At 62.0% G+C, this 13,118-nt stretch carries 14 protein-coding genes; 9 read left to right on the top strand and 5 right to left on the bottom strand.

The window, feature by feature from the left end; all coding sequences use genetic code 11:
• The coding region (locus tag DNJ95_RS19590; RefSeq protein ID WP_242671964.1) for a hypothetical protein at window positions 1–80 on the top strand (80 nt) is incomplete at its 5' end.
• 202 nt (window positions 81–282) lie between these two features.
• Window positions 283–930 (top strand): 2-polyprenyl-3-methyl-6-methoxy-1,4-benzoquinone monooxygenase, encoded by a 648-nt coding sequence (coq7, locus tag DNJ95_RS17185; protein ID WP_131185956.1) that lies wholly within the window; start codon window positions 283–285, stop codon window positions 928–930.
• 85 nt (window positions 931–1,015) lie between these two features.
• On the opposite strand, the gene asd is transcribed toward coq7, so the two are convergent.
• From asd to DNJ95_RS17170, 3 genes are all read right to left on the bottom strand, one after another.
• On the bottom strand, window positions 1,016–1,876 hold the full coding sequence (gene asd / locus DNJ95_RS17180) for an archaetidylserine decarboxylase (RefSeq protein ID WP_131185955.1): 861 nt from the start codon (window positions 1,874–1,876) through the stop codon (window positions 1,016–1,018).
• An 11-nt stretch (window positions 1,877–1,887) separates the two neighbouring features.
• The gene (locus DNJ95_RS17175) at window positions 1,888–2,703 is read right to left on the bottom strand and encodes a rhodanese-like domain-containing protein (RefSeq protein WP_131185954.1); all 816 of its coding nucleotides are present in this window, start codon (window positions 2,701–2,703) and stop codon (window positions 1,888–1,890) included.
• An 85-nt stretch (window positions 2,704–2,788) separates the two neighbouring features.
• Complete coding sequence (locus DNJ95_RS17170) at window positions 2,789–4,297, bottom strand: HDOD domain-containing protein (protein WP_131185953.1); 1,509 nt, start codon at window positions 4,295–4,297, stop codon at window positions 2,789–2,791.
• A 175-nt stretch (window positions 4,298–4,472) separates the two neighbouring features.
• Here DNJ95_RS17170 and motA point away from each other — a divergent pair, with 175 nt between their 5' ends.
• Both motA and motB read left to right on the top strand, forming a co-directional pair.
• Window positions 4,473–5,324: a flagellar motor stator protein MotA gene (gene motA / locus DNJ95_RS17165; protein WP_131185952.1), complete on the top strand. Its 852-nt coding sequence runs from the start codon at window positions 4,473–4,475 to the stop codon at window positions 5,322–5,324.
• A gap of 115 nt (window positions 5,325–5,439) precedes the next feature.
• Window positions 5,440–6,396, top strand: coding sequence for a flagellar motor protein MotB (gene motB / locus DNJ95_RS17160; protein WP_131185951.1), 957 nt, complete (start codon window positions 5,440–5,442; stop codon window positions 6,394–6,396).
• 94 nt (window positions 6,397–6,490) lie between these two features.
• Here the strand turns inward: motB and orn are convergent, their stop codons facing one another.
• Together orn and DNJ95_RS17150 are read right to left on the bottom strand one after the other, a co-directional pair.
• Complete coding sequence (gene orn, locus DNJ95_RS17155) at window positions 6,491–7,033, bottom strand: oligoribonuclease (protein WP_131185950.1); 543 nt, start codon at window positions 7,031–7,033, stop codon at window positions 6,491–6,493.
• A gap of 145 nt (window positions 7,034–7,178) precedes the next feature.
• Window positions 7,179–7,937 carry a TorF family putative porin gene (locus DNJ95_RS17150; protein WP_242671958.1) on the bottom strand — a complete coding sequence of 253 codons (759 nt, stop codon included), beginning with the start codon at window positions 7,935–7,937 and terminating at the stop codon, window positions 7,179–7,181.
• A 300-nt stretch (window positions 7,938–8,237) separates the two neighbouring features.
• On the opposite strand from DNJ95_RS17150, the gene miaA reads away from it, so the two are divergent.
• The 5 genes from miaA (at window position 8,238) to hflC (ending at window position 13,064) form a co-directional block, all read left to right on the top strand.
• Entirely contained in the window at window positions 8,238–9,209 is a 972-nt protein-coding gene (gene miaA / locus DNJ95_RS17145) for a tRNA (adenosine(37)-N6)-dimethylallyltransferase MiaA (protein ID WP_131185949.1), read from the top strand.
• A gap of 124 nt (window positions 9,210–9,333) precedes the next feature.
• Window positions 9,334–9,588 (top strand): RNA chaperone Hfq, encoded by a 255-nt coding sequence (gene hfq, locus DNJ95_RS17140; protein WP_131185948.1) that lies wholly within the window; start codon window positions 9,334–9,336, stop codon window positions 9,586–9,588.
• Window positions 9,589–9,602: 14 nt separating this feature from the next.
• Complete coding sequence (hflX, locus tag DNJ95_RS17135) at window positions 9,603–10,904, top strand: ribosome rescue GTPase HflX (RefSeq protein ID WP_131185947.1); 1,302 nt, start codon at window positions 9,603–9,605, stop codon at window positions 10,902–10,904.
• 97 nt (window positions 10,905–11,001) lie between these two features.
• Window positions 11,002–12,198 (top strand): FtsH protease activity modulator HflK, encoded by a 1,197-nt coding sequence (hflK, locus tag DNJ95_RS17130; RefSeq protein WP_131185946.1) that lies wholly within the window; start codon window positions 11,002–11,004, stop codon window positions 12,196–12,198.
• Window positions 12,198–13,064: a protease modulator HflC gene (hflC, locus tag DNJ95_RS17125; protein ID WP_131185945.1), complete on the top strand. Its 867-nt coding sequence runs from the start codon at window positions 12,198–12,200 to the stop codon at window positions 13,062–13,064. The genes hflK and hflC overlap by 1 nt, the downstream gene beginning before the upstream one ends.
• Window positions 13,065–13,118: the final 54 nt, after the last annotated feature.

Here is a 13,118-nt window from a genome sequence, read left to right as displayed (position 1 = left end):
TGATGCCGCTGACCATCCCCGACGCGCAACTGCAGAAGGGCCTGGCCATTCTGGCTGAGTGCTTCGACGAGCTGGCGTAGAAGAGCGGCGGCAAGCTGGAAGTAAAGAGCCGATAAGAGCGCTGGAGCCTGGACGAAAAGGCAGAAAGCGCGTGGCAGGGTTTTGGTGCGGCCGCGCACGCTGTCCAGCCTCCAGCCTCCAGCCTCCAGCCTCCAGCTTCTTGCTACACTGGTGCCTTCGCCGGCGCCTGACCGGCCTCCCATTCTCCAGCAGGAGGCGTCCATGTCCAATGATCGCCACTACTCCCCCGTCGACCGTCTGCTGATGCAGACGGACGCGGCATTGCGTTCACTCTTGCCTTTCAGTGGTCAGCCCCATCGTCCGTCACCGGCGTTGCTCAAGGACGAAGCCGAGCTGAGCGAGAGCCAGAGCCGGCACGTTGCCGGGCTGATGCGTATCAACCATACCGGAGAAGTCTGTGCCCAGGCGCTGTACCAGGGGCAGGCCCTGACGGCGCGCCTGCCCAAGGTGCGCAAGGCGATGGAGCATGCCGCCGAAGAAGAAGTCGACCACTTGGCCTGGTGCGAGCAGCGCATCCATCAGTTGGATAGCCACACCAGTGTGTTCAACCCGCTGTTCTACGGGCTGTCCTTCGGTATCGGCGCGACGGCGGGGTTGATCAGCGACCGTGTCAGCCTGGGCTTCGTCGCCGCGACCGAGGATCAGGTGTGCAAGCACCTGGACGAGCACCTGCAGAAGCTGCCCACCAACGACGAGAAGTCCCGGGCCATTCTGCTGCAGATGCGCGAGGATGAGGCTCAGCATGCGAACACAGCGATCAATGCCGGGGGTTACCGCTTTCCGGCACCGGTCAAGTTCGCCATGAGTCTGCTGGCCAAGGTGATGACCAGGACCACCTATCGGATCTAGCGGCGGCAAGCTTCAAGCCACAAGCTGCAAGAAAAAGCGCCTGACAGGGTTTGGGCGCTGGCATGCACACTGTCCAGCCTCCAGCCTATTGCCTGGGCTGCCCCAACCGCTGGCCCATCTGTACCGGACTCTGCGCTGCCAGTCCTTCGGCCCAGGCGAGCTGTTCCGGCCCGAACAGCAGGATGACCGTCGAACCCAGCTTGAAACGTCCCATTTCCTCGCCTTTTTCCAGGTGAATGGGCGCGCGGGCGGCTTCGTCGTAGCGTTGCACCTTGAGGGTGCGGCGTGGCGGGGTGACCAGGCCGGCCCAGACGGTTTCTATGCTGGCGACGATCATGGCACCGACCAGCACCATCGCCATCGGCCCGCGTTCTGTGTCGAACAGGCAGACCACGCGCTCGTTGCGGGCGAACAGCTCCGGCACACCCTGTGCCGTCACGCCATTGACCGAGAAGATGCGGCCCGGCACGTAGACCATCTCGCGCAGGGTACCGCTCAGGGGCATGTGCACGCGGTGGTAGTCGCGGGGCGAGAGGTAGATGGTGGCGAAGTCCCCGCCCATGAAGGGCGAGGCCCGTTCGGCGTCGCCGCCGAGCAGCTCGATCACGCTGTAGCTGTGGCCCTTGGCCTGGAACACGCGGCCCTGCGCGACCCTGCCCAACTGGCTGATGGTGCCGTCGGCGGGGTTGAGGATGGCGCCCGGCAGCGGGTCTAGGGGGCGGGCGCCGTCTTTCAGGGCGCGGGTGAAGAAGGCGTTGAAGTGTTCGTACTCGGTCGGTTCCTCGACCCGGGCCTGGCTCATGTCGACCTGGAAGCGCCGGATGAACCAGCGGATGAAGCCATTCTTGATCCACGGCATCCGGCATTCGGCCAGGCAACCGGCCAGGCGCGATATCAGGTGATGAGGCAGCAGGTACTGGCTCAGGACGAACAGGCGATCTTTCATTGAGGACCTTTTCATGACTGTATCGGCGTATCGGGCAGGTTGCCCCACTCGCCCCAGGAGCCGGCATAGGCTTTCACCCTGGGATAGCCCAGGGCCTTGGCCAGCAGATAAGTGAAGCCCGACCGGTGGTGGGTCTGGCAGTGGGTGATGATTTCCTTGTCGGGCGTGATCCCCAGGCTTTCCAGCCGTTCGGCGATATCCGTGCGTACGCGCAGCGCGCGCTGCGGGTCCATGCCGGCGGTCCACTCGAAGTTGACCGCGCCGGGGATATGCCCGCTGCGCGCGGCTATGGCTTTTTCGCCGCGGTACTCGGCTGGCGAGCGCGCATCCCAGATCAGCAGGTCGGGCGCGCCCAGGCGGCTTTCGATATAGGCGCGGGTGGCCGTGGGCGCTTCCTGCAGGGTCAGGGTTACCTGGCCCGTCGTCATTGCCGGTGTTTCCTGGCTCAGGGGCAATCCTTCGCCAACCCAGGCGGGCAGGCCGCCGTTGAGGTAGTGGTAGTGCGAGTGGCCGATGCTGTCGAGCAGCCAGATGAAGCGCCCGGCCCAGCCGCCGCCCTCATCGTCATAAACCACATAGATTTTCTCCGGTCCGTGCCCCAGGCCCGAGAACAGCGCTTCCAGTTGTTCCCTGGCGGGCAGCAGCCCTGGCGCGGGAGGTTGGCCCCACTGGGTCTGGCGTGGATCGACAAAGCGTGCTCCGGGAATATGGCCTTCGGCATAGCGGGCGGCGCTGGTCAGGTCGACCAATACCAGCTCGGGGCTGTGCAACCGTGCGGCCAGTTCTGCGGGCTCGATGATCAGGGGTAGATCGCGGAATACGGACACGGCGGACCTCATTTCGCTGCTGAAAGATCGCAGTCTAGGTGCTGTTGAGCTTCCTTCGCAAACCATGTCGTGGCATGTGACTGTTTTATCGAGAGAAATTAGCCACGGCCCGGTCGATGCACTGCAGGGTCTTTTCACAGAGCTGCAATCTGGCATCGCTGAAAGGGAGTCCGTTCTGGTCGGTAATGATCAACAGGGATACGTTGCTGCCCAGTGAACGCATGAACAGATGGTCGCTGTTGAACAGTGCTTTGAGCTTGCCAGGCAGCAGTGCCGAATACTGGGCGGAGTTCTTCGCATCTATGCGCAATTTCAGCGGCTTTTCCAGCAGTTTGCGCAGTATCGGGCTCTGGTTGCCATTGAGGGTGAACTTGGACGTTTCCACAGGAAAACCGCTGGCGACCAGTGTCGTCAGGCGGTTTTCAAGAGCGTCCGGCTGCATGATCAGTACGCGCTGCAAGCCGCCGGCCAGTAGCGCCTGGCTCGCCGCATGGGCCAACTGGTGGCGATTGGCATAGGGGGTCTGGCTCTGCAGCAGCTCGGCACAATGCTTGCGCCATGATTCGATATCGCCCGGAGGGGCTTTTTGCGCCTGCGCCTTTCGCGGTAATTGAAAGCGGCTGTTCCAGGGCCACAGGAGCCCCACGGCCGGTTGCCAGGGGCCGGGAAGGGGATGGTTGCGTGCGTTGATCACTGCCTGCTGGTGGACCCGTTGTTGCAACTCCGGCAGGGGAACTTGCAAATACAGGGCGATCAGGCGCTGCCAGCGCAGGGTGTGCGGGCTACCCCAGCTATGGTGGGCGGCGAAGGCCAGGCCGTTGGCCATGAGGGCGGTGTTGCCGGGGTGGGTCAGCCAGCGCCGCAGCTCGGGGTCGTTATCCAGGTGCTGTTGCTGTTCGAGAGGGTGCTCGTTTTCCTTGGCGATATGCAGGGCCTTGACCAGCATCTGCCGGTCGGAACTCAGCAGGCGGTGGCTCTGGATAATCCACTCGGGCAGGTTCCAGTGCTCGGCCATTGCCAGGCACAGCCTGAACAGCGGGACGCCAAGCAGTTCCATTTCCACCGTGGCGGCATTCTCGCCGTTGGCCAGTACGCGCTCCTCCCAGGCCTGGAAAATATCCGGGTAGGCGGCGACCATAGGCCACATGGGCGAGAGCAGCAGCAGGCTACCCCAGTGGATCTCCTGCCAGAGCCGGGCCAGGCGCGAAGCGAACAGGCCGTTGGCCTGCTGGCTGGCCTGCTGGCTGATGACGATGATCTGTCGCAATGGCAGCGGGATGTCCGCGGGCTGAACGGAGGGAATATTCAGCAACAATTCTTCGGTGCGCTTGAGACCGATACGGCTCAGGGCGATTTCCAGGCTCTCGGCCGGCGCCACGCGCTCGCCGCTGGTGCGGTTGGCCTCGCGCATGACGGACAGCGCCAGCACCGGGCTGGCCTGTATCCTGTCGGCGATTTCGCGGATCGAACTGTTGCTTTGGCGCAGGGCCTGATGCGCACGCTCATGGTTGATGGCGAAGGCGGGCATTCGGACTGCGTCGAGGACTTCTATCCAGGCGCTGATGGTACGAGGGCGTTGCGACTGTGTCGTCATGGGTATTCGCCATACTGACTTTTAGGCAAAATGGGCTCTAGTCTGGCGCAAATCAGCCGAAAACCATAAGCCCTTGTTCATTCGACCATGGCCGTCCCGCTATGATGAAACGGCCTGGCCCCGTTTGTGCAAGATTCGCTCATTCGCTCATCCGCTTTCAGAACGTTCTCCAACTATGGCAAAAATCCTCGGTATCATCATCGTCTTCGCATCGGTTCTGGGCGGTTATCTCCTGTCGCATGGGCATATAGCGGCCCTGATTCAGCCTTTCGAAGTGCTGATCATCGGCGGCGCTGCCCTGGGCGCGTTCCTGCAGTCCAACCCCGGCAGCACGTTCGTCCATGTGTTCAAGAAATCCCTGAGCATGTTCGGCTCACGTTTCACCCATGCCTACTACCTCGATGTGCTCAAGCTGATCTACGAGATCCTCAACAAGAGCCGTCGTGAAGGGATGATGGCTATCGAGGCGGACCTCGAGGATCCGGCCGCCAGTCCGGTATTCAGCAAGTACCCGGTGATCCTCAAGGACTCACGGCTGACAGAGTTCGTCTGCGACTACCTGCGTATCATGTCGTCGGGCAACATGGCCCCCCATGAACTGGAGGGGCTGTTCGACATGGAACTGGCCAGCCTGAAAGAGGATCTCGATCACCCGAACCATGCCGTGACCCGCGTGGCCGACGGCCTTCCCGGTTTCGGTATCGTCGCGGCGGTGCTGGGGATCGTGATCACCATGTCGATGCTCGGTTCCGGTGACCAGAACGCCATCGGCCAGCACGTCGCGGCCGCGCTGGTGGGGACCTTCCTGGGGATTCTGGCGGCCTATGGCTTCTTCGGTCCGTTGGCGGCGAGCCTGGAGCATGATGCCAAGGAAGAGCTGAACCTCTATGAAGCGATCAAGGCCAGCCTGGTCGCCTCGGCTTCCGGCATGCCGCCGACGCTGGCCGTGGAGTTCGGGCGCAAGGTGCTGTTCCCGGCCCATCGCCCCAGCTTTGCCGAACTCGAACAAGCGATGCGTGGCGGCTAGTGGCTGTCCTGCCGAGGGGCTCCGTGCGCATCTGCCGGCTTGTACTTGAACCGAATACCCGTGACACGCAGCAGGCGCTGTCCTGCCGCGTGCTGACTGAACTCCAGGCCTGAGTATGGACAATAATCAACCCATCATCGTCAAGCGGGTCAAACGCTATGCCGCTGGGCACCACGGCGGGGCCTGGAAAATCGCCTTCGCCGACTTCGCGATCGCGATGATGGCGTTCTTCCTGGTGCTCTGGCTGCTTTCATCCACCACGCCCGAGCAGCGCAAGGCCATCGCCGGTTATTTCCAGGACCCGATCGGTTTCAGCGAAAGCGCCAGCCCCTATGTGATCGACCTGGGCGGTACGCCGACGCCAGCCCCGGACAAGACCTTGAATCCGACCCTGGACAGTGTCGGCAGCGCCACCAGCCAGGCCAGCATGGACGGTGCGGATGCCGAGACACTGGCCGAGGAAGTCGAGCAGGAGCGCCTGCAGTTGCTGTTGCAGGAATTGCAGGAAAAGGTCGATGAGAACCCGTCGTTGATGCACTCACGTGAACAGATCCAGTTCGAGATCACTCGCGACGGCTTGCGTATCCAGATCATGGATGCGGAGAACCGCCCGATGTTCGCCCTGGGTAGCGCCCAGTTGCAGCCGTTCTTCGAGGACCTGCTGCTGGCCATGGCCGATACCATCAAGGCCGTGCCGAACAAGATCAGCATCAGTGGGCATACCGATGCCAAGCCCTTTTCGGGCGCTTCGAATTTCGGCAACTGGGAGCTTTCCGCCAGTCGCGCCAATGCCGCGCGGCGCACCCTGGTCGCCGCCGGCTACCCGGAGAGCCAGGTGGCGCGCGTCGTGGGTTATGCCTCCTCGGTGCTGCTGGATGCCGAGAACCCCTACAACCCGGTCAATCGCCGTATCGACATCCTGGTGCTGACCCGCAAGGCCCAGCGTGCCATCGAAGGGGAGCAGTCGGGCGACAAGCCCGAGGCGGATGGGCAGGAGCAGGGCGAGTTGTCGGACCAGGAACTGCGCGACAAGCTGAACATCTTTGAGGAAGGCGTGCTCAAGGCGCAGTAGGCTTCAGGTGCGCAGCCGACAAGAGCGCTACAGGCTGGAAAGCTGGGCGCGCACACTGTCCAGCCTCCAGCCTCCAGCCTCCAGCCTCCAGCCTCTAGCCCTTGATGAAATGCTTGCGGTAATGCCGCAGCTCGGCGATGGATTCCCGGATGTCGTCCAGTGCCAGGTGGGTGCCGCCTTTCTTGAAGCTGTCGCGAACCTCCGGGGCCCAGCGGGCGGCCAGCTCCTTGAGGGTGGATACGTCCAGGTTGCGGTAGTGGAAATAGCTTTCCAGTTCCGGCATGTGGCGATAGAGGAAGCGGCGGTCCTGGCAAATGCTGTTGCCGCAGATCGGCGACTTGCCCTTGGGCACCCATTGCTCCAGGAATGCCAGGGTCAGGGCCTGCGCTTCGCTGGTATTGATCGTGCTTTCGCGTACACGCTGGGTCAGGCCCGACTTGCCATGCTGGTTGGTATTCCATTCGTCCATGCCGGCGAGAATCTCGTCGCTCTGGTGTACCGCGATCACCGGGCCTTCGGCCAGTACGTTCAGCTCGCTGTCGGTGACGATGGTCGCCATTTCGATGATGACGTCGTGGTCCGGGTCCAGACCGGTCATTTCCAGGTCAATCCAGATCAGGTTCTGGGCGTTTGCCATGGTAGGGCTCCTCGAGTGGGGCCGCCATTCTAGCTCGCCCCGTGCCGGGCCGTGTGGCCTGAATACTGCCGCTGCAGCGGGTGGGGAGGTTCGGGATGCACAAAAGCCGCCCGGGCAGGCGGCTTTTGCAGGTGAAGCGATCAGATCAGAAGGATTTGGAGACGGACAGGGTCACGTTGGTGTCGCAGTAGTCCTTGTCGCCGTACCAGGCTTCGCAGGTGCCGCTCTTGATATCGGTGTCGGTGTAGGCCAGCAGGAAGTCCAGGCCGATGAAGTTCTTGCTGACGCCGACCGACCAGTCGTCGTACTTGCTTTTCGTATCTTGGTAGATGACAACGCCTGAATTATCTTCGACCACAGCCAAGGTGTCCTTGGTGTCGGTGCGGCCATAGGCCAGGTGCAGGCCGAAGCCCTGCGGCAGTTCGTAGTCGTAGCCGATCCAGGTGTAGAGTGCGCTGTTGGGGTCGTAGGCATACTTGGTGCCGACGGTGAAGCCGTAGCCATTCAGGCTGGCGATGACTTCCTTGCTGGTCAGGTCGCTGGCCTTGGGATACGTGTAGGTGTTCCAGGACAGGTCGTAGCCGATGTCATCAGTGATACTGCCGGCATAGCCGACATAGTAGTCGATCTCGACGCTGGAGCCGCCGGTCCATTCACTGTCGACGTTGGATGCCCAGGTGCCGATATAGAGCCCACTTTCATGGGCGATGTCCAGGCTGCCCTGGATGGCACCCGCGCCAGCGGTCTGCGATTGGCCGCGCCAGATGTAGTCGGTCGCCAGGGTGGCGGTCATGCTGACGTCGAAGGTTCCCACGCTGGTGGGGAACTCTTCGGCCGCCGCGAGGCTGCTGAGGCCGACAGTGCTTGCGCCAACGATTGCCAGGGCCAGTTTTTTCATCATCATGGTCAGGACTCCACTCGGATCATTATGTGCGTTAGGTGTTGTTTCAGCCCGAAGGCTTTGTGCTTATCACCGTTGCGCAAAGGCTTCGGTTGATGGCTTTTACGCACATTCCTTGCCAAACTAGAAAAACCTTTATTTTTCATTATCTTATGATTTCTTTGTGATGTGCTGTGCGCTGTTGGTGCGCAATTTCCCCGGGGGGTGCACCAATTTTGTGCCATGCCTGCATGCGAACGCGCCCGCTTGCGGCAGCGCGGCTGGCACAGGACACTACGCGGCCCGGTTATCCGAGCCTTGACCATGTCCACGTTGCCTCCAGCCATTTTCCTCATGGGCCCCACCGCCTCGGGCAAGACCGATCTTGCGCTGGAGCTGGCGCGTGTCCTGCCGTGTGAACTGGTGAGCGTCGATTCGGCGCTGGTCTACCGTGGCATGGATATAGGCACGGCGAAGCCGGAGCCTCGGGTGCTGGCCGAGTTTCCACATCGCCTGGTGGATATCCTCGATCCCCTCGAAAGTTATTCCGCCGCGCAGTTTCGCGACGATGCATTGCGGGCCATGGCCGAAATCAGCGCGGCTGGCCGCATTCCGCTACTGGTTGGCGGAACGATGTTGTATTTCAAGGCATTACGAGACGGCCTGGCTGATATGCCGGCGGCCGACCCGGCTATCCGTGCCGAGCTGGAGGCCCTGGTCGCCCGCGAAGGGTTACCTGCTTTGTACCGGCAACTGCGGCAGATCGACCCGGAATCCGCGGAGCGGATCCATCGCAACGATCCCCAGCGGCTGCTGCGGGCGCTGGAGGTGTACAGGGTTTCGGGAGTGAGCATGAGCGAGCTGCGTCGCCGCCAAGAGTCGCAAAAAGCGGCTGCCGAGGGGGCGGGGCCTGGCATCTTGCCTTATACTGTCGCGCAATTGGCAATCGCTCCGCTGCAAAGACAGTTGTTGCATGACCGTATCGAGCAGCGCTTTTTGCGAATGATTGAACAGGGTTTCATCGATGAGGTCGTAGCTTTGCGTGCACGTGGCGACCTCAGTGCCGACCTGCCCTCCATGCGAGCGGTAGGTTACCGCCAGGTATGGGAATACCTGGATGGTCGCTTCGGCAGGGAGGAGATGATCGGCAAGGGCGTCGCGGCTACCCGGCAACTGGCCAAGCGCCAGTTCACTTGGTTGCGGGGCTGGGGTGAAATGCACTGGCTGGACAGCCTTCGCTATGACAATCTGCCGCGAGCATTGAAATACCTGCAGTCACTCTCCATATTGAGCTGATAGTGCGGCCCGAGCGTCTATTCTCAGGCACATGGGCCGACGGGAATGCAATGTGTTCCGTTGTGGCGGGTCGATCCGGGCCCACAAGAATTAATCAAAACTGATCCTCTAAGGAGTGCGGCACATGTCAAAAGGGCATTCGCTACAAGACCCTTACCTCAACACGCTACGTAAGGAGCGCGTTCCAGTTTCCATCTACCTGGTCAACGGCATCAAGCTCCAGGGCCAGATCGAGTCCTTCGACCAGTTCGTTATCCTGCTGAAGAACACTGTCAGTCAGATGGTCTACAAGCATGCGATCTCGACGGTCGTTCCCGGACGCCCGGTGCGTCTGCCAGCTACTGGCGATGGTGAATCCCCAGAGGCGGGCGACGTTTAAATAGGGAGTTTTCCTTGTTTTTCGAACGCCACGGCGGCGGGGAGCGGGCCATCCTTGTTCACCTGGATGGCCATGATCCCTCGTTGCGGGAAGACCCGCAGGAATTTCAGGAACTGGCCCGCTCGGCAGGTGCCGATACGGTTGGTTTCGTCAGCGTATCCAGGCATCAGCCTTCAGCCAAGTTCCTGATCGGCAGCGGCAAGGTGGAAGAGCTGCGCGATCTGGTCCAGCAGAGTGCGGTCGAGCTGGTGATCTTCAATCACACCCTGACGCCAAGCCAGGAACGTAACCTCGAGCAGGTGCTCGAATGCCGCGTGCTCGATCGTACGGGCCTGATCCTGGATATTTTCGCGCAACGTGCGCGTACCCATGAAGGCAAATTGCAGGTCGAACTGGCTCAACTCGATCATATGAGCACTCGCCTGGTCCGTGGCTGGACTCACCTTGAACGGCAGAAAGGCGGTATCGGCCTGCGCGGTCCGGGGGAAACCCAGCTCGAGACGGACCGCCGGCTGCTACGGGTGCGTATCCGGCAGATCAAGCAGCGCCTGGAGAAGGTGCGCAGCCAGCGCGACCAGGCACGCCGTGGTCGCAGGCGGGCGGATATCCCGCAGGTGTCTCTGGTCGGTTATACCAATGCGGGCAAGTCGACACTGTTCAACGGTTTGACCGAGTCGGGCGTGTATGCGGCCGACCAGTTGTTCGCAACCCTCGATCCGACCCTGCGCAGGCTGGAGCTGGACGATATCGGCCCGGTGATCCTGGCGGATACCGTGGGTTTCATCCGCCATCTGCCACACAAGCTGGTGGAGTCGTTCCGGGCGACGCTGGAGGAGTCCAGCAGCGCCGACCTGCTGTTGCATGTGATCGATTGCCATGAGCCGGAGCGCGACCAGCAGATTGAGCAGGTACTGGCGGTGCTCGGCGAGATCGGTGCTAGGGAATTGCCCATGCTGGAGGTCTACAACAAGGTCGACCTGCTCGAGGGCGTCGAGCCGCAGATCCAGCGTGATGCCGACGGTGTGCCCCAGCGTGTATGGATTTCGGCGCGCGAAGGGTTGGGGCTCGAACTGCTGCGCCAGGCGATCGGCGAGCGCCTGGGCGATGATCTGTTCATCGGTACCCTGAGGCTACCGCAGGCGCTTGGCCGGTTGCGGGCGCAATTCTTCGCGGCGGGAGCGGTACAGGACGAGCATTATGACGAAGATGGAGGCAGCCTGGTTTCCTTGCGCATGCCCAGGGCCGAGCTCAATCGTCTGGTCAGTCGCGAGGGGCTGCGGCCTGCCGAGTTCATCGAACAACACACTTTGCAATAAAGCCTGTGGCAGCAATTTTGCTGCCAACAGCGGGCTTTCGGTAGCATTGGCGGATGCGCAATGGCGCGTCCTTAGCTTTATTTGAATGGAGAGCGCTATGGCTTGGAATGAGCCGGGTGGCAACTCGAACAATCAGGACCCCTGGGGTAGTGGCGGCGGCAATGGCGGTAATGGCGGTCGTCGGGGCGGTGGTGACCAGAAGGGGCCACCGGATCTCGACGAGGCTTTCCGCAAGCTGCAAGACAGTCTCAATGGCGTCTTCGGTGGCAAGAAGCGTGGTTCTGGAAGTGGCGGCAGCGGAGGCGCCCGGCGCGGCGGCTTCGCGCTGGTCTGGATCGGCCTGGTGGTGCTGTTGGCCGTCTGGCTGGCCAGTGCCATCTATATCGTCGACGAGCAGGAGCAGGCCGTGGTGCTGCGCTTCGGCAAGTACTACGAGACGGTTGGCCCGGGCCTGAATATCTATTTCCCGCCGATCGACCGCAAGTTCCAGGAAAACGTCACCCGCGAGCGCTCCTACAGCAAGCAGGGGCAGATGCTGACCGAGGATGAGAACATCATCGAGGTGCCGCTTACCGTGCAGTATCGGGTCACCGATCTGCAGGCGTTCGTACTGAATGTCGACCAGCCCGAAGTCAGCCTGCAGCACGCCACCGACAGTGCGGTGCGCCATGTGGTCGGTTCGACCGCCATGGACCAGGTGTTGACCGAGGGGCGTGAGGCCATGGCTGGCGAGGTCAAGGAGCGCCTGCAGCGCTTCCTCGACAACTACCGGACCGGTATCACCGTGACCCAGGTCAACCTGCAGAGCGCTGCGGCGCCGCGTGAGGTGCAGGAGGCCTTCGATGATGTGATCCGTGCCCGTGAAGACGAGCAGCGTGAGAAGAACCAGGCCGAATCCTACGCCAATGGCGTGATTCCAGAGGCGCGCGGCCAGGCCCAGCGTATGCTGGAAGAAGCCAGCGGTTATCGCGATGCGGTGATCTCGCGCGCCCAGGGTGAGGCGGATCGCTTCAGCAAGCTGGTCGCCGAATACCACAAGGCGCCGGAGGTGACGCGTGAGCGTCTGTATCTGGAAAGCATGCAGGAAGTCATGAGCAATACCAGCAAGGTGCTGGTGACCGGCGACAAGGGGCAGAACAACCTGCTCTATCTGCCGCTGGACAAGATGATCAACAGCCGTGGCGCTGCCGGGGCCCAGCCCCAGTCGGCTACCGCGTCGGGCGCCGCGAGCCAGACCACGCGCCTGCCGGCGGAGCTGGACCCGCGTGAAGTTCGTTCCAGGGAGAGCCGTTGATGAGCAACAAGTCACTTTTTGCGCTGATCGTCGGCGTGATCCTGGCGCTGGTCCTGTGGAATAGCTTCTATATCGTTTCCCAGACCGAGCGGGCCGTGCTGCTGCGTTTCGGCAAGATCGTCGAGCCTGACCTGCAGCCGGGGCTGCATATGAAGATTCCGTACGTGAACAGCGTGCGCAAGTTCGATGCGCGCCTGATGACACTGGATTCGACTACATCCCGCTTCCTCACGCTGGAAAAGAAAGCGCTGATGGTGGATTCCTACGCCAAATGGCGGGTGGATGATGCCGAGCGCTTCTATACCGCGACCTCGGGCGTCAAGGCGATTGCCGATGAGCGCCTGTCGCGGCGCCTGGAAGCTGCGCTACGCGACCAGTTCGGTAAGCGCACCCTGCACGAGTCGGTGTCCGGGCAGCGCGACGAACTGATGGGGCAGGTGACCAATGCGCTGAACCGCGCGGCCCAGCAGGAGCTGGGGATCGAGGTGGTGGATGTGCGCGTCAAGGGCATCGACCTGCCGCGCGAGGTCAACCGCAGCGTGTTCGAACGCATGAGCTCCGAGCGGGAGCGCGAGGCGCGCGAGCACCGTGCCAAGGGCAAGGAGCTGGCCGAAGGTATTCGCGCCGACGCCGATCGGCAGCGCCGCGTACTGCTGGCCGAGGCTTTCCGTGAAGCTGAGGAACTGCGCGGTGATGGCGATGCCAGGGCAGCCTCCATCTATGCGGCAGCCTATGGCCAGGACAGCGAGTTTTATTCCTTCTACCGCAGCCTGCAGGCCTATCGCGAAAGCTTCGCGAACAAGGACGATGTGTTGGTGCTGAATCCCGACAGCGAATTCTTCCGTTACCTGGAGAAGTCCCGCTGATTGGCCGGGTCATCCGCCGGGCTCGATGGCCCGGCGGATGACCCGTCGATAAAA

It is taken from the genome of Stutzerimonas kirkiae (assembly GCF_004327335.1).
GTDB lineage: Bacteria > Pseudomonadota > Gammaproteobacteria > Pseudomonadales > Pseudomonadaceae > Stutzerimonas > Stutzerimonas kirkiae.
The sequence above is the reverse complement of the archived record's forward strand: the minus strand, read 5'-3'. Positions and strand labels throughout refer to the sequence as shown.

Excerpts from the sequence above, each read along its gene's own strand:
- hflK (WP_131185946.1), top strand. The coding sequence starts at position 11,002 with ATGGCTTGGAATGAGCCGGGTGGCAACTCGAACAATCAGGACCCCTGG.
- motA (WP_131185952.1), top strand. The coding sequence starts at position 4,473 with ATGGCAAAAATCCTCGGTATCATCATCGTCTTCGCATCGGTTCTGGGC.
- DNJ95_RS17150 (WP_242671958.1), bottom strand. The coding sequence starts at position 7,937 with ATGATGATGAAAAAACTGGCCCTGGCAATCGTTGGCGCAAGCACTGTC.
- miaA (WP_131185949.1), top strand. The coding sequence starts at position 8,238 with ATGTCCACGTTGCCTCCAGCCATTTTCCTCATGGGCCCCACCGCCTCG.
- hfq (WP_131185948.1), top strand. The coding sequence starts at position 9,334 with ATGTCAAAAGGGCATTCGCTACAAGACCCTTACCTCAACACGCTACGT.
- hflC (WP_131185945.1), top strand. The coding sequence starts at position 12,198 with ATGAGCAACAAGTCACTTTTTGCGCTGATCGTCGGCGTGATCCTGGCG.
- DNJ95_RS17170 (WP_131185953.1), bottom strand. The coding sequence starts at position 4,297 with ATGACGACACAGTCGCAACGCCCTCGTACCATCAGCGCCTGGATAGAA.
- coq7 (WP_131185956.1), top strand. The coding sequence starts at position 283 with ATGTCCAATGATCGCCACTACTCCCCCGTCGACCGTCTGCTGATGCAG.
- orn (WP_131185950.1), bottom strand. The coding sequence starts at position 7,033 with ATGGCAAACGCCCAGAACCTGATCTGGATTGACCTGGAAATGACCGGT.
- motB (WP_131185951.1), top strand. The coding sequence starts at position 5,440 with ATGGACAATAATCAACCCATCATCGTCAAGCGGGTCAAACGCTATGCC.
- asd (WP_131185955.1), bottom strand. The coding sequence starts at position 1,876 with ATGAAAGATCGCCTGTTCGTCCTGAGCCAGTACCTGCTGCCTCATCAC.